The sequence below is a fragment of the Streptomyces sp. NPDC020884 genome (assembly GCF_044333935.1).
Classification (GTDB): Bacteria; Actinomycetota; Actinomycetes; order Streptomycetales; family Streptomycetaceae; genus Streptomyces.
This window is the reverse complement of sequence record NZ_JBIRRY010000013.1, coordinates 67,565-82,448: the sequence shown is the minus strand read 5'-3', so window position 1 is coordinate 82,448 and position 14,884 is coordinate 67,565. Positions and strand designations below refer to the sequence as shown.

At 73.2% G+C, this 14,884-nt stretch carries 17 protein-coding genes; 8 read left to right on the top strand and 9 right to left on the bottom strand.

The genetic code is table 11. The features are described from left to right. Nucleotides 1-58 precede the first annotated feature (58 nt). From ACH4UK_RS33375 to ACH4UK_RS33360, 4 genes are all read left to right on the top strand, one after another. Nucleotides 59-1,693, top strand: coding sequence for an MFS transporter (locus ACH4UK_RS33375; RefSeq protein WP_398362462.1), 1,635 nt, complete (start codon nt 59-61; stop codon nt 1,691-1,693). Nucleotides 1,694-1,782: 89 nt separating this feature from the next. Further along, entirely contained in the window at nt 1,783-2,763 is a 981-nt protein-coding gene (locus ACH4UK_RS33370; protein ID WP_398362721.1) for a peptidoglycan-binding protein, read from the top strand. Nucleotides 2,764-2,939: 176 nt separating this feature from the next. Continuing rightward, complete coding sequence (locus ACH4UK_RS33365; protein ID WP_398362460.1) at nt 2,940-3,623, top strand: HAD-IA family hydrolase; 684 nt, start codon at nt 2,940-2,942, stop codon at nt 3,621-3,623. Between the two features lie 5 nt (nt 3,624-3,628). Further along, on the top strand, nt 3,629-4,450 hold the full coding sequence (locus tag ACH4UK_RS33360) for a phosphotransferase (RefSeq protein WP_398362458.1): 822 nt from the start codon (nt 3,629-3,631) through the stop codon (nt 4,448-4,450). A 155-nt stretch (nt 4,451-4,605) separates the two neighbouring features. Here ACH4UK_RS33360 and ACH4UK_RS33355 read toward each other — a convergent pair whose 3' ends face one another. Continuing rightward, nucleotides 4,606-5,322, bottom strand: coding sequence for a TetR/AcrR family transcriptional regulator (locus tag ACH4UK_RS33355; protein WP_398362456.1), 717 nt, complete (start codon nt 5,320-5,322; stop codon nt 4,606-4,608). A 19-nt stretch (nt 5,323-5,341) separates the two neighbouring features. Next, entirely contained in the window at nt 5,342-6,142 is an 801-nt protein-coding gene (locus ACH4UK_RS33350; RefSeq protein ID WP_398362455.1) for a TetR/AcrR family transcriptional regulator, read from the bottom strand. Nucleotides 6,143-6,262: 120 nt separating this feature from the next. Here ACH4UK_RS33350 and ACH4UK_RS33345 point away from each other — a divergent pair, with 120 nt between their 5' ends. Further along, nucleotides 6,263-7,258, top strand: a complete 996-nt coding sequence (locus tag ACH4UK_RS33345; RefSeq protein WP_398362453.1) for an ATP-binding cassette domain-containing protein — start codon at nt 6,263-6,265, stop codon at nt 7,256-7,258. Next, complete coding sequence (locus ACH4UK_RS33340) at nt 7,251-8,093, top strand: ABC transporter permease (RefSeq protein WP_398362451.1); 843 nt, start codon at nt 7,251-7,253, stop codon at nt 8,091-8,093. Before ACH4UK_RS33345 ends, ACH4UK_RS33340 begins: the two co-directional genes overlap by 8 nt. A 43-nt stretch (nt 8,094-8,136) precedes the next feature. Here ACH4UK_RS33340 and ACH4UK_RS33335 read toward each other — a convergent pair whose 3' ends face one another. From ACH4UK_RS33335 to ACH4UK_RS33325, 3 genes are read right to left on the bottom strand one after another with little or no spacing between them, the layout of a single operon-like run. Next, nucleotides 8,137-9,387 carry a GNAT family N-acetyltransferase gene (locus tag ACH4UK_RS33335; protein WP_398362450.1) on the bottom strand — a complete coding sequence of 417 codons (1,251 nt, stop codon included), beginning with the start codon at nt 9,385-9,387 and terminating at the stop codon, nt 8,137-8,139. Nucleotides 9,388-9,411: 24 nt separating this feature from the next. After that, nucleotides 9,412-10,398, bottom strand: a complete 987-nt coding sequence (locus ACH4UK_RS33330; RefSeq protein WP_398362449.1) for an asparaginase — start codon at nt 10,396-10,398, stop codon at nt 9,412-9,414. A 50-nt stretch (nt 10,399-10,448) separates the two neighbouring features. Continuing rightward, a complete protein-coding gene (locus ACH4UK_RS33325) occupies nt 10,449-11,102 on the bottom strand; it encodes an ABC transporter substrate-binding protein (RefSeq protein ID WP_398362447.1) in 654 nt (217 codons plus the stop codon). A 115-nt stretch (nt 11,103-11,217) separates the two neighbouring features. Here ACH4UK_RS33325 and dtd point away from each other — a divergent pair, with 115 nt between their 5' ends. Beyond that, a complete protein-coding gene (dtd, locus tag ACH4UK_RS33320) occupies nt 11,218-11,667 on the top strand; it encodes a D-aminoacyl-tRNA deacylase (RefSeq protein ID WP_398362445.1) in 450 nt (149 codons plus the stop codon). 25 nt (nt 11,668-11,692) lie between these two features. On the opposite strand, the gene ACH4UK_RS33315 is transcribed toward dtd, so the two are convergent. From ACH4UK_RS33315 to ACH4UK_RS33305, 3 genes are read right to left on the bottom strand one after another with little or no spacing between them, the layout of a single operon-like run. After that, nucleotides 11,693-12,658 (bottom strand): YgfZ/GcvT domain-containing protein, encoded by a 966-nt coding sequence (locus ACH4UK_RS33315; protein WP_398362443.1) that lies wholly within the window; start codon nt 12,656-12,658, stop codon nt 11,693-11,695. A gap of 9 nt (nt 12,659-12,667) precedes the next feature. Then, nucleotides 12,668-13,120 (bottom strand): Fur family transcriptional regulator, encoded by a 453-nt coding sequence (locus ACH4UK_RS33310; protein ID WP_398362441.1) that lies wholly within the window; start codon nt 13,118-13,120, stop codon nt 12,668-12,670. A gap of 57 nt (nt 13,121-13,177) precedes the next feature. Next, nucleotides 13,178-13,750, bottom strand: coding sequence for an FABP family protein (locus ACH4UK_RS33305; protein ID WP_398362439.1), 573 nt, complete (start codon nt 13,748-13,750; stop codon nt 13,178-13,180). Nucleotides 13,751-14,088: 338 nt separating this feature from the next. On the opposite strand from ACH4UK_RS33305, the gene ACH4UK_RS33300 reads away from it, so the two are divergent. Beyond that, nucleotides 14,089-14,451, top strand: coding sequence for a DsrE family protein (locus tag ACH4UK_RS33300; protein WP_398362437.1), 363 nt, complete (start codon nt 14,089-14,091; stop codon nt 14,449-14,451). A 36-nt stretch (nt 14,452-14,487) separates the two neighbouring features. Here the strand turns inward: ACH4UK_RS33300 and ACH4UK_RS33295 are convergent, their stop codons facing one another. Beyond that, nucleotides 14,488-14,745: a DUF3099 domain-containing protein gene (locus ACH4UK_RS33295; RefSeq protein ID WP_398362435.1), complete on the bottom strand. Its 258-nt coding sequence runs from the start codon at nt 14,743-14,745 to the stop codon at nt 14,488-14,490. Nucleotides 14,746-14,884 lie beyond the last annotated feature (139 nt).

The window sequence follows — 14,884 nt, the reverse complement described above, 5'->3', positions numbered from 1 at the left end:
AACAAAACCATCTGCTACGGTCACTCCTGTCGTCGCCTCCATCGACAGGAGTGGACCCATGTCTGCCGACGCCCTGCCCACCGCCACCGCACACCGCCCGGCGCAGCCGCCGCCTCCCTCACCCCGGACCCGGGCACTCGCCCTCGGCGTGATCGCCACGGGGATGCTGATGATCGTGCTCGACGGTTCGATCGTGACCGTCGCGATGCCGGCCATCCAGGACGACCTGGGGTTCACGCCCGCCGGGCTCAGCTGGGTGGTGAACGCCTACCTGATCGCCTTCGGCAGCCTGCTCCTGCTGGCCGGCCGGCTCGGCGACCTGATCGGCCGCCGGCCGATGTTCCTGGCCGGGACCGTCCTGTTCACGGCGGCCTCGCTGGTCGCGGGGGCCGCCTCCTCGCCCGCCGTGCTGATCGCCGCCCGCTTCGCGCAGGGCGTGGGCAGCGCCATGAGCGCCGCGGTGGCCCTCGGCATTCTGGTGACCCTGTTCACCGAGCCCGCCGAACGCGCCCGCGCCATCGCCGTGTTCTCCTTCACCGGCGCGGCCGGAGCCGCCATCGGACAGGTCATCGGCGGCGTCCTCACCGACGCCCTGAACTGGCACTGGATCTTCTTCATCAACCTTCCGATCGGCCTCGCCATCCTTCTGGTCGCCCGCCGCGTCCTGCCCGCCGACCGGGGCCCCGGCCTCGCCGCCGGGGCCGACGCGCTCGGAGCCCTGCTCGTCACCGCCGGTCTGATGCTCGGGATCTACACGGTCGTCGAGGTGGAGGCGTACGGGTGGCTCTCGGCGCACACGCTGGGTCTCGGCGGCCTCGCCCTCGGCCTGCTCGCCGCCTTCGTCGTACGGCAGGCCACCGCCCGCACCCCGCTCATGCCCCTGCGGATCCTGCGCTCGCCCAGCGTGTCCGGAGCCAACCTGGTCCAGATGCTGATGGTCGCCGCGCTCTTCGCGTTCCAGGTCGTCATGGCGCTCTACCTGCAGAAGGTCCTCGGTTACGGGGCCGCCGCCACCGGCCTCGCCATGCTGCCGGCCGCCGTGGTCATCGGAGCCGTCTCCCTGGGGCTCTCCGCGCGGCTCGCCGCCCGGTTCGGCGAGCGGACCGTCCTGCTGACCGGGATCGGGCTGCTGATCGCCGCCCTCGGCCTGCTCGCCAGGCTGCCGGTCCGGGCGGACTACGTGAGCGACCTGCTCCCCGTGATGGTGCTCGCGGCCGGGTTCGGACTCGCGCTCCCCGCGCTCACCTCGCTCGGCATGTCGGGCGCGGGCGACGACGACGCCGGGCTCGCCTCGGGCCTCTTCAACACGACCCAGCAGATCGGCATGGCCCTCGGTGTGGCCGTCCTGTCCACCCTGGCCGCCGGGCGGACCGAGGCCCTCGACGCAGCCGGACTCTCCTCGGCCGAGGCACTGACCGGGGGCTACCGGCTGGCGTTCACCGTCGGCGCGGGGCTCCTCGCCGCGGCGTTCGTCGTCGCGGCCCTGATGCTCCGGCCGGCCCGCACCGGCGGGACGTCCGGGCGCGCCGCCCGGCGAACGGGGAAGGAAGTCGGGCCGGGCATTGTCGGGCCGGGCGTCGAGCCGGGAACTGGACCGGGAGTTGGGCCGGGCGTCGAGCCGGGCGTTGGACCCGGAGTCGGGCCGGAAATTGGGCCGGGCGTTGGGCCCCGTCCTGGGCCCGTGGGCCCCTGACAGGACGGCCGGGCGACCCTAACGTCTATGCGGGTAGACCCCCTCCGATCACGCATCCCCCGTACTCCACCCGCTTTCAGGGAGACATGATGTGCCAATCCTGTGCGACGACCGCCTCACCGGCCGAAATGCCGGTGGACGAGGAGGGTCCGTTCCCGGCGTTGTCCCGTCGGGGGCTCCTGGCAGGACTGGGACTCGGCGTGGTCGCCCTGAGCCTGTCGGCCGGAGCGTCCACCGCGGCGGCCGCCACGGCGAAGAACGGTAAATGGGCCAATCCCGCCCTGGGCCACTTCCCGGCCGGAGGCCACTACGGCGCACCCCGGGGCGGTGGGGCCCACGCCGGCCAGGACGTCACCAACTCGACCGGAACCGCCGTCTACGCGGCGGCCGGGGGCACGGTCATCCGCCGGTCGTGGGGAGGCGGCCTGGGGGGCCGGACCGGCAACGCCCTGGTGATCTCGCACGGCAGCAACCAGTACACGTACTACGGGCACCTCAGCGCCTACCGGGTCGCCCTCAACGCCAAGGTCTCGGCCGGACAGCGGATCGCCGACATGGGAGCCACCGGCAACGTGACCGGACCGCACCTGCACTTCGAGACCCACTCGGGAAGCCTCGGCTCCACGGTGAACCCGGTCAGCTTCCTGGCCGCCCGCGGTGTGGACCTGGGCGGCGGCTGGCCGAGGATCGACCCCGGCGCGAGCGGAGCGACGGTCGTCGTGGTCCAGCACCTGATGACCCAGCGCGGCCGCGCACTGGTCGCCGACGGAAACTACGGATCCGTGTCGGTCGACGCGGTCAAGGCGTTCCAGCGCTCCAAGGGGCTGGTGGCCGACGGCCAGGTCGGCCCGGCCACCTGGCCCGTGCTCGTCTACACCCTGCGACAGGGCGCCGACGGGTCCCATGTCCGGGCCCTGCAGACCGCGTTGAACCGGCGCAGCGCCGGACTGGCGGTCGACGGCGGGTTCGGTTCCGTCACCACGAACGCCGTACGCGGCTACCAGAGCGTCAACCGCCTGGTGGTCGACGGCCAGGCGGGGCCGGTGACCTGGCGGGCGCTGACCGGCTGACCGCCTCCAAGTGTGGGGCACCGGTGACGCGGTTGTCCCGCAAGCCGCCCGCAAGGGCGACTGTGGTCGACCATGAACGGTCCGGCGGCCGTTTATGGTCGACCACGCAGCACAGCAGCACGGGAGCCCAGCTGCACCGCACCACCGCAGCGAAGGCCACTGAAGGAGAACCAGGCATGAGCACGCGCCACGCCCCGGGCGACGACCGCAACCCGATCGCCTTCGACATCGCCTTCGACGCCGTGCTCTGCGATCTCGACAACGTCGTCCGCTTCTACGACACCGCCCCGCTCGCCGCCCTGGAACGGGCCGCCGGACTGCCCGAGGGCGCCACGACCGAAGTCGCCTACGCACCCGAGGTCGACCTCCCGCTGCTCCTGGGCCGCATCACGCCGGACGCCTGGGTGGAGTCGATCGCCGCGGGACTCGCGGGGCGGGTCGGGCCGGAGCGGGCCCGCGAGCTGGGCCGGGCCCTCGCGGACGCGCCGTTCCGGGCGGACGCGGAGGTGGTGGCACTGCTGCGGCGGGCCAGGGCCCACGTCCCCCTGGTGCTCGTCACCAACGCGTCCCTCCAACTGGACGACGACCTGGCCCTGTTGGGCCTGACCGACCTGGCCGACGCGGTCGTGAGCAGCGCGGTGGAGCAGGTGGCCAAGCCCGACCCGGCCATCTATCGCATCGCGGCCGGGCGGGTGGGCGTACCGCCGACGCGGTGTCTGTTCGTGGACGACCGGCAGGAGAACGTCGACGCGGCCACCGCCCTCGGCATGACCGGCGTCCTGTACCGCGAACCGGCCGACCTGCGCCGGGCGTTGGGCCCCTGCGCGGAGCGGGCCCCGCAGCCCGACCGGGAGCGTTGAGCCCCGTGGACCGGGAACCGGAAGTGCCGAGCCCCGTGGACCGGGAACCGGAAGTGCTGACCGGCGGACTGGCCAACGCCGGAGCCGTCCTGCGCCACGGCGACACCGTCGAACGCCCCGCTCCGCCGCACGTCGCCCTGCTGCACACCCACCTCCGGGCGCTGCGGGGGCAGGGCTTCGACGGCCTGCCCGTCCCCCTGGGGGTCTCCGCCTCCGGACGCCGCGAGCGGCTCTCGTACGTCCACGGCGAGGTCGCCGTCCCCCCGCACCCGGACTGGACCTGGACGGACGAGGTCCTGCACTCCGTGGGGGCGCTGCTCCGGCGGATGCACGACACGGCGGCCGCCGTTCCGTTCGACCGCGCGGCGGGCTGGCCCGCCGATCTGGCCGACCCGGAGGGGGCGACGGCTCCCGGCGCGTTGATCTGCCACAACGATGTGTGCCTGGAGAACGTGGTGTTCCGGGACGGTCGCGCCGCCGCCCTCATCGAATTCGACCTGGCCTCGCCGGGCCGCCCGGTGTGGGACGTGGCCATGACGGCGCGCTACTGGGCGCCGATGCGGGGCCGCCCCGGTCTCGACCCGGCGCACCGGCTGCGCGTTCTAGCCGACGGCTACGGGCTGGGGCGCGCGGACCGGGCCGCCCTGCCCCCGACGATCGAGCAGGCCACCGCGGTGTGCCGGGCGTTCGTCGAGCGACGGGTGGCGCGGGGGGACGCGGTGTACACAGCGGCGTACGAGAAGAGCGGCCGCGCGGAGTGGGACCGGCACCAGGCCTGGCTGGCGGACCATCGCCGCGCACTGACCGCCGCCCTGCTCGCCGACTGACCACCGCGGGCCGGCCGTGGACCGATCGGAGGCCGCACGGCCACCCAGCCGCATGGCCGCCCAGCCGCACGGCTGCCCTGCCGCCCAACCGGCCCACAGGCCCACCGCCGACCGGCCCACGCCCCTCCGCGCCGAGGCCGCCCGCCCGCGCCTCCTCAGCCGCGCGGCCGTGGCTCCAGGCCTGTCCGGAGCTGGACGAACGCTTCCTCGGCCGCCTGCACCGCGCCCGCGTAGACGCGGTCCACGCTCTCCCCCGCGTCGATCCGCCGCCAGTTCTCCAGGGCCAGAATGCGCAGGACGGCGATGATCTGCCCGGCCGCGAGGCGGTCGGGCAGCCCGCCGCCGAGCGCGCGGGCGAGGGCCGCCTCGGAGCGGTCCTGGTAGGCGTGCAGGCGGGCGACCAGTGACGGTGTTCCGTACAACAGGCGCAGGAACGCCAGCACTTGGGGCACGCCGCACAGGCCGGTCACCGGGTCGCGCCGGTCGAGGCCGTCCAGGAAGTGGCGGCGCAGCGCGTCCAGTGGGCTGTCGCCGGAGGGGCGTCCCGCGACCACCCGGGCGGGCTCGTCCTCGTGGTCGGCGAACCGGTGCAGCACCAGGTCCTCCTTGGCGGGGAAGTACCGGAACAGCGTCGGCTTGGAGATGTCCGCCGCGGCCGCCACCTCCGCCACGGACACCTTGTCGAAGCCGCGCTCCAGGAACATCGCGATGGCCGCGTCGGAGACCGCCTGGTAGGTGAGTTGCTTCTTGCGCTCCCGCAGACCGGCCGGGGCCGGGCGACGCTGCCGCGCTGGGTCGGCGGCCTGCCCGCCGACGCCGTTCCCGGGGTCGTTGTCGGACGCGCTCCCGGCTTTCTCTCCGCTCATGACCATGAAGCGTACGCCCTTGACCTCAAGCGGACTTGACGTCGTCGTCCGGGGCGCGGGAGCCGTCGGCCGTCCTGCCGATCAGCGCCTCCACCCCGTCCAGCAGCACGCCCATGCCGAAGGTGAACTCGTACTCCGGGTCGTCCGGCTCGCTCATGACCCCGGACTCCAGCTGCCGGGTGATCCCGGGGTGCCGCTCGGGGTCGACGAGCCGCTTGAGGGTGCGCTCGTAGGACGCCGACAGCTCCTCGGGCGACACGCCGCGCGTGGCGACGGCGGCGGCCAGGTCGCTCATCAAGAGCGCCTCGCTGCGGACGAAGTTGGAGACCAGCAGGATCACCGAGATCTTGTCGCCCTCGCCGAGCCCGCTGCCCTCCAGCGTCTGGAGCCCCTGCTCCCACCAGGCGAGCGAGTTGGGGGTCGCGGGCGGGCCGCCGATGGGGATCCGGAGCGCCCAGAGGTTGGCGCGGTACCGGTCGCGCTGGGCGGCCGCCCATGCGGTGAGCGCCGCCCGCCAGCCCGCGCCGGTCCGCAGCGCGGACAGGGGCTCCGGCGGACCGACGGCGGCCTCCTGCATCAGGACGTACAGCTCGTCCTTGGCGGAGACGTACCGGTACAGCGACATCGTGGACGCGCCGAGTTCCTGGGCGACCCGTCCCATCGACACGGCCGCGAGCCCGTCGGTCGCCGCGACGCCCACCGCGGCGGTCACGATCCGCTCCAGGCTCAGACCGGGCTTCGGGCCCTTTGCCGGGCGGTCCCGCAGCCCCCAGGCCGCCTCCAGGCTGGCCGGCAGGTCACCGCCCGAGCCGCTCTTCTCCGTCACCGCGTCCCCTTGCCCGACATCGCGTCCGCACCCCGCGCCCTCGTGCGCCTTGACCCCATCCTAGGGATGCGTAATGCTTACGCAATAACGCGTATGCCATACGCAGAAGGAGGATCGGCCATGCCCGAGGCGATGGACCCGACCGGCCCGACCGGCAGCACCCCGCACACCATCGAGGCGTACGGCCTCACCAAGTCCTACGGAAAGCCCGCCGTCCGGGTCCTCGACGGCATCGATCTCCAGGTCGGGCGCGGCACCGTCTTCGCCCTGCTCGGGCCCAACGGGGCGGGCAAGACCACGGCCGTGCGGATCCTCGCGACGCTGACCGAGGCCGACTCCGGCACCGCCCGCGTCGCGGGGTACGACGTCGTCGCCGACCGGAGCGCGGTGCGCCGGTCGATCAGCCTCACCGGCCAGTTCGCCGCCGTCGACGAGACCCAGACCGGCGAGGAGAACCTGCGGATGATGGCCCGGCTCACCGGGCTCTCCCGGGCCGCCGCCCGACGCCGGGCCGGGGAGCTGCTGGAACGCTTCGAGCTCACCGCGGCGGCCCACCGCCCCGTCCGGACGTACTCCGGCGGTATGCGCCGCCGCCTCGACCTGGCGGCCGGGCTCGTCGGATCGCCGGAGCCCGGGGTGTTCTTCCTGGACGAGCCGACCACCGGCCTCGACCCGCGCAGTCGCCAGGAGCTCTGGGAGGTCGTCCGCGAGCTGGCCGCACGCGGGGCGACCGTCCTGCTCACCACCCAGTACCTGGAGGAGGCCGACCGCCTCGCCGACCGGATCGCCCTGCTGAACCAGGGCCGGATCGCCGCCGAGGGCACCGCGGCCGACCTCAAGTCACGCGTCGGCGGGCACCGCCTCGACCTGGTCCTGACCAGCAACGAGGCGTATCTGCGCCTCGCGGGCCGGGCCGTCCACCACTCCCCCGAGACCCTGACGCTCGGCATCCCCACCGACGGCTCGGCGGCCCAGGTGCGCGCCCTGCTCGACGAGATCGACCCGGACGGCCGCGGGATCGAACGCTTCAGCCTGCACAGCGCGACCCTCGACGACGTCTTCCTCGCCCTCACCTCGAACGCGCCCACGACCCCGGAGGCAACCGCCCATGTCTGACACCGCCGTTCAGCGGAGAAGCCCGGCCCGGCAGCCCGAAGGCTCCGCGAAGAACACCGGCCCCGGTCCCGGGCCCGGTCCGCTCACCCGCACCGCCGTCATGGCCGCCCGCGCCCTGCGCATCAGCAGCCGCAACACCGACGCGCTGATCACGTCCCTGGCCCTGCCGATCATGCTGATGCTGATCTTCGTCTACTTCTTCGGCGGCGCGATCGACACCGGGACGGACTACGACTCGTACGTCATGTACGTGGTCCCGGGCGTCCTGCTGCTGTCCGCGGGTTTCGGCGCCGCGACCACCGCCACCGCCGTCAGCGAGGACATGAAGGGCGGCATCATCGACCGGTTCCGCTCGCTGGACGTGGGCGGTACGCCGGTGCTGGCCGGGCACGTGGCGGCCAGCACCGTCCGCAACCTCTGCGCCACCGCCCTGGTCTTCGGCGTCGCGCTGCTGATCGGGTTCCGCCCCGCCGCCTCCTGGAGCGGCTGGCTCCTGGTCGGCGTCGTGCTGGTGGCCTACATCGTGGCCCTGTCCTGGATCTCGGCGGCGATCGGCCTGCTGGCCCGGACCCCGGAGGCGGCGAGCGGCTTCACGTTCTTCATGTCGTTCCTGCCCTACCCGAGCAGCGCCTTCGTCCCGACCGAGAACATGCCCGACTGGCTGCACGGCTTCGCCGACCACCAGCCGATCACCCCGGCCATCGAGTCCCTGCGCGGGCTGCTGCTCGGCCAGGAGGTGGGCAACACCCCCTGGATCGCGCTCGCCTGGGCCGCGGGGCTGCTCGCCGTGGCGGTCGGCGTCTCGGGGACGCTGTTCCGGATCCGGACGCGCTGACCGCCCGCACCGGGACGCGGTCCCGGCGACGGCGGGCGAGGGCTCAGAACACGTCCGGGCACCACGGCCGCCGGCCCGTACGGAACACGGCGTCCGCCGTCGTCGCCGCCCCCGTCCGCAACTCCTCGGCCCGGCCCAGGTCCACCAGCCGCCGCACGGACTCGTCGCCGAGATACAGCGTCGCCAACTCGGCGACGTCCAGGGCCAGATCGGCGCTCCGGGTGGTCGGGGCGCACCGGGCGCCGTCGGTCGAGGCGTCCAGCAGGAAGCGGCCCCCGGCCAGCCCCGCGTCGTCCCGGACCTCCAGGACGAGCGACGCCCCGGTGCCGTAGGTCCGGGCCTCCAGGGCGCGCGGCACGTCCAGCATCCGCAGCCACAGCCAGTCCGCGTTGGTGATCATCCGGGCCGCGCGCGGGTCCGGGAGCAGCAGCGGGAGCAGGTCGTCGGGGGCGCGGTAGCCCGAGCGGACCGTGGTGATCCAGTCGACCGAGCAGAGGTAGTGCCACAGGGCCCGCTCGGCCGCCGGGTTCAGCGCGATCATGTCCCGTACGGAGGCGGTGTTCCGCGGCTGCTTGGCGTCGTCCCACTTGTCGTCCGCGCTGTACGTCATCAGGCCGTCGACCTCACCGTCCGCGGCGCGGTGCACGACGTAGAACGGCTCGCTCCACTTCTCGTGTTCCGAGCGGGGCGCGACCCCCGTGCGCAGCCGCCACCAGCGCTCGCCGCGGGTGACGACGCCGGGCTGCCGGGCCGCGAGCGCTCCATGCACCTCGGGGCCGATCTTGCGGACGTCCGCGCCGTCCACCATCTCGATCCGGCCGCCGCCCGCCGGCTGCCCCGAGCGGCGCGGGTCGAGGCCGGCCCGGTGCACGGAGACCTCCCACACGGCGCTCCAGGCGGCGGGGCCGAAGCCGTACCGCCCGTAGATCGGGTACTCGGCGGCGATCAGCGAGGCCACCGGCTCGCCGCGCTCCTTGGCCGCCGCCAGGTCCGTCGCCATCATCCCGCTGAGCAGTCCGCGCCGGCGGTGCGTGGGCGCCACCGTGACCCCGCTGATCGCGTCGGCCGCCACGGTGGCCCCGCCCACGACGGTCAGCTCCTGGGCGAACGAACGGAACGTCGCCACGCAGCGCCCGGCGTCGAACACCCCCTGGATGCGGGAGAGATCCGTGGTGAGGAGCCGGTCCGCGATGTCGTCCTCGCCCGGCCTGCCGGGGGTCAGGAAGCCGTTCTGCACCGCTCTCTGCCAGTCGGGGTAGTCGGGCGCGGTGATGGTGCGGACATCGAGGCTCATCCCTCCACGCTAGGCAGGCGGTCCTCAGAATGTCGCGCGAATTTCCCCGACCTCCGCCGCCCCGCCCAGCAGCGGCGAACGTCCGATCCGGGCGACCACCGGGGCGTGCACGTCCAGCAGCTCCAGGGCGCGGGCCAGCACCGGGCCGAGCGCTCGGACCGACCCGTCGTCGATCTTGAAGGCGAGGGCCCGGCCGTCGGCCAGGGCCACCGCCTGGACCGCCTCGGCGCCCATCTTGGAGAGCGTCCCCGGCACCTCGCGCATCAGCCAGGTGTCCGGACGCCGGGTGCCCGCGACGTACTCCGGGTTGGCGCGCATCGCGTCCGCGACCCGGCGTTCGGCGCTCCCGGGCTCCGCCAGCACGAAGGACCGGAAGGCGCGGGCCAGGCCGGTCAGCCCGATCGCCATCAGCGGGGCCCCGCAGCCGTCCGTGCCGAGCGCCGCGACCGGCTCGCCCGCGGCCTCGGCGACGACCTGGCCCACGAGCTGCTGGAGCGGGTGGGCGGGGTCGAGGTAGGTGGCCGTGTCCCAGCCGTTGCGGACGCAGACGGCGAGCATCGCCGCGTGCTTGCCGGAGCAGTTCATCGTGATCCGCTCGCGGACGTTCCCGCTCGCGAGGTAGGCCTCCGCCTCCACCGGGTCCAGCGGCAGGTCCGGCGGGGTCTGCAGATCGGCGGGGCTCAGCCCGTGCTCGGCGAGCATCGTGCGCGCGAGCTCGAGGTGGAAGGGCTCGCCGGAGTGGCTCGCGGCGGCCAGCGCCAGCCGTTCGCCCGACAGGTCGAGGCCGGCCCGCAGGATCGCGGCGGCCTGCATCGGCTTGTTGGAGGACCGGGGGAAGACCGGCGCCGCCGGATCTCCGATCGCCCGCTCCACGCTGCCGTCGGCGGCCAGCAGGACCAGCGCCCCCCGGTGGCGCCCCTCGGTGAACCCGGAGCGCACGACCTCGGCGAGGACGGGCGGGGCGGGGACCGGAGCGGTGGATATGCCGGACGGGGCGTCGGTGGTCGTCATGGTGGCCTTCCGGGGACGGGGGTGCGGGACCCGCGCCCGGAAGGATCGCTTCAGGCGAGCAGGTCGTCCACTTGTGCTTCCCCGTCACGGTACCTGCGGGCGATCTCCGCGCTGCAATCGTCGGCGGTGCGCTGGAGCTCGTGACGGCGGCGGGAGACCTGCTGCTCGTAGCGGACCAGCCGGCCCATCGCCGTGTGCAGTTCCTCGTCCGTCCGGGCGTCCAGGTCGGAGAGCTCGACCTCGGCGAGGTTCTCGGCGGCGAGCTGCCGGAACTCGTCGCCGCGCGGCGTCGTCAGCGTGACGTGCCGGGCGGAGGAGCGGTGCCGGGACGGGGTGTCGGCCAGGATCTCCGAGAGCCGGTCGACCACCGCGGCGTCCTCGACCGGCGCCTCCGGATCGCGGCGTCGGGCCAGTTCGGCGCGCAGGATGTCGATCCGGCCCTGCACCAGCCGGCGTACGTAGCTGAGATCGGCCTCGTCGCGCTGGGCGTCCCGGCGCAGCGTCCGCAGCTCCGGCAGCCGCAGCCCGCCGAAGCCCGCGTCGCCGCCGGACTGCTCGGGCACGGTGGCGGGCGCGACCGTCGCGGGCGCCAGCACGGGGCCCTGCCCTGGCAGACTGCGCTGTACGGGTGACCGCAGGGTGCTGGTGCGGTGACGTGCGCCCGGTACGGCACCGGGAGATTGTCCGGTTCCATATGTACTCATGCTGTTCCGTCCCCTCGACCGGTGCGTCGGCACACCGACATCGTGCATCGTGCCACCCCGCACGGTGCCGACGCAGGTGTTCTGTACCCGTTCAGCCCAAGATAGGTTGGTCTGTATGCGTGCAGTGGTACAGAGGGTGGACGGCGCGAGCGTCTCCGTCGCCGGTGCGGCGGACGGCTCCCCGGCCCCCGGAATCGTCGGGGAGATCGTCGGTGAGGGCCTGTGTGTGCTGGTCGGGGTCACCCATGACGACACCCCGCAGAAGGCGGCGCAGCTGGCCCGCAAGCTCTGGTCGGTGCGCATCCTGGAGGGCGAGAAGTCCTGTTCGGATGTGGATGCGCCCCTCCTGGTGATTTCTCAGTTCACTCTCTACGGGGACGCCCGCAAGGGCCGCCGGCCCACCTGGAACGCCGCCGCGCCGGGCGAGGTCGCCGAGCCGCTGGTGGACGAGGTGGTGGCGCAGCTGCGGGCGCTGGGGGCGCGGGTGGAGACGGGCCGGTTCGGAGCGGACATGCGGGTCTCGCTCACGAACCACGGCCCGTTCACGGTGATCATCGAGGTGTAGCCGTACGTCGGCCGGGGGGCCTGTTCTACGGCTCGACGACGGTCTCCTGGGCCGCCGCCGTGTCCCCGGCGATCAGCTCCGCGTCGACGGCCACGTTCCGCTTGACCAGGGCCAGTGCGATCGGGCCCAGCTCGTGGTGGCGGGCCGACGTGGTGATGAAGCCGAGCTGACGGCCCTCCTCGCCGTCGGCGGCCAGCCGCACCGGCGTCCCGTGTCCGGGCAGGTGCACCTCGCTGCCGTCCAGGTGCAGGAAGACCAGCCGGCGCGGCGGCTTCCCCAGGTTGTGGACCCGGGCCACGGTCTCCTGGCCCCGGTAGCAGCCCTTCTGGAGGTGGACGGCGGTGCCGATCCAGCCCAGCTCGTGCGGGATGGTGCGGTGGTCGGTCTCGAAGCCGACGCGCGGCCGGTGCCCCTCCACGCGCAGTGCCTCGTACGCCAGGATCCCGGCGGCGGGGCCGTGGTCGGCGGCGTACGCCTCCAGGTCCGCGCGCGGCAGGAACAGGTCCCGGCCCTGCGGGGTCTCCCGGACGGCCACGCCCTCCGGGACCTCCGCGATGGAGCCGGCCGGGAGGTGGACGACCGCGAGGTCCCCGGTGCGGTCGGCGACCTCGACCCGGTAGAAGAACTTCATCGACTCCAGGTAGGCGATCAGGTCGGCCTGGGTGTCGGGTTCGACGTGCATCCACACGGTCGTGCCGTCGTCCACCAGGTACATCGCGTGCTCGATGTGCCCGTTGGCGGAGAGGATGAGCGCTTCGGTGGCCTGGTGCGGGGCGAGGTCGCTGACGTGCTGGGTGAGCAGCAGGTGCAGCCAGGCCAGCCGGTCGTCGCCGGTGACGGTGACGACGCCCCGGTGGGAGAGGTCGACGAAGCCGTTGCCGTCGGCGAGGGCGCGTTGCTCGCGGAACAGGTCGCCGTAGTGCGCGGCGACACCTTCGTCGCGGCCTTCGGCGGGGACGGCGCCTGGCAGGGACAGCAGGGGGCTCTTCATGTGCCCAGCCTACGACTTGGCGGAGGCTTCCTCCGCTGCCTCCTTGGCCGCGGTGCACGCGGCACAGCGGCCGAAGATCGCGAAGTGCTTCATATCGGTCTCGAAGCCGAAGTCGGCGCGGAGCTTCTCGGTGAAATCGGCGACGACGGAGAGGTCCGCCTCGATGACGTCCTTGCAGTCCCGGCAGACCAGGTGGATGTGGTGATGGCGGTCGGCCAGGTGGTACGTGGGGGCGCCGTGCCCCAGATGCGCGTGGCTGACCAGGCCGAGCTCCTCCAGGAGCTCCAGGGTCCGGTACACCGTGGAGATGTTCACGCCGGACGCGGTCCTGCGCACCTCGCACAGGATGTCGTCCGGAGTCGCGTGCTCCAGGGCGTCGACCGCCTCCAGGACGAGCTGGCGCTGGGGCGTCAGCCGGTAACCGCGCTGCCGAAGATCGGTCTTCCAGTCGGTGCTCACCACACGCCCAGTCTAGGGGGCGTGCGGTGAAACCCCGGCGGGTCTCCCGGACCGGTCCCGCTACTTGAAGAACGCGATGCCGTCGTCCGGCATGTCCTCGAGGTTCCGCGCCATCTCGGCGACCTCTTCCGGGGTGACGACCTTCTTCAGGTGCGCCGACATGTAGGGACGGAGCTCGACCTCGGGGGTCGCCTTCTCGCCGACCCACATCAGGTCGCTCTTGACGTACCCGTAGAGCCGCTTGCCCCCGCTGTACGGGCCGGAGGCCGCCGTGCGGGCCACCGCGTCGGTGACCAGGTCGATCTGCGGCTTCTGGTGGGCCAGCTCGCCGTACCAGATCTCGATGACGCCCTGGTCGCGGGCCATGACGACCTCGACCTTGCGGTCCTTGTCGATGCGCCAGTAGCCGCTCTCGGTCTCCAGCGGCCGGACCTGCTTGCCCTCGTCGTCCAGGACCCAGGTACGGGAGACGTACTCCAGGAAGTCGCGGCCGTCGTGGCTGAAGGTGACTTCCTGGCCGAAGTTGCACTTCTCGGCGCCGGGGAAGTCGGACACACCCGCACCCGCCCAGTTGCCGAGGAGGAAGGCCAGCGGGACGAGGTCCGGGTGGAGGTCGGACGGAATCTCGATCATGAGCGGCTCAGACGATCTGTGAGAGAGGGGCGGAACGGTTCGGTGCGCATCGGGTGCGGACCGGCACGACGAGGGTCAGCGCTGGCCCTGGTACAGCTTCTTCACGGTGAGCGCGGCGAAGGCGGTGACGCCCACGCAGACCAGGATCAGCAGGGCGGTGAAGAATGCCTCAAGCACAGGGGGCTCCTCGTGACGAGCGGGTGACGGCAGTGACAGGGCCGGGCCCCAGCCTAATGGGTGGGGGCCCGGCCTTCTCGTTCAGGTAGCGGCCCCGGGCCGCTGCCGCGGGTCTCGGGCGAGCAGCTGGTTCCGCCTGCCGGACGATTACAGTTCGGCACATGCCGAAGAAGCTTGTGATCAAGGTGACCGCCGGGCCCGAGGCCGCCGAGCGCTGCTCGCAGGCCTTCACCGTGGCGGCCGTGGGCGTCGCCAGCGGGGTGGAGGTCTCGCTCTGGCTGACCGGGGAGTCCTCGTGGTTCGCGCTGCCGGGGCGGGCCGCCGAGTTCGAGCTGCCGCACGCCGCCCCGCTGCCCGATCTGCTGGACTCGATCCTGGCGGGCGGCCGGATCACCCTGTGCACCCAGTGCGCGGCCCGGCGCGACATCGCCGAGAAGGACGTACTGGAGGGCGTACGGATCGCGGGCGCGCAGCTCTTCGTGCAGGAGGCCATGGCCGACGACACCCAGGCGCTCGTCTACTGACCCGGAGGCCCGGGTAGGCCAGGGGCGCCAAGGGCGTCAGTGGCGTTTCCTGCCGTCCAGCTCGTCCCACCACTCGTCGGACTTCGGGTCCCCGGAGGGGTCGTCCCACCACCGGTCGTCCGGGCCCCGCCGGTTGGCGACCATCGCGGCGACGGGCGGGATCACCATGGCGACCACGCACATGCCGATGGCGACCGGCATGGACCACAGGCGCACCACGGCCCAGGCGGACACGAAGAGCGCGATGCATCCGCCCATCATGAGGAAGTAGTTCCGCCTGCGTCGGGCGTACATGCCTCCAGCGTAGGACGGTGCGGGCTCCCCGCCCACCCGGCCGGAGGGATCCGGACAGGACGAAGGGCCGCACCCCGCGTCAGGTGGCGTCCAACCCCCTGGGGTGCGGCCCTTCGGCCGTTCTGTGGGCCGCGGGAAA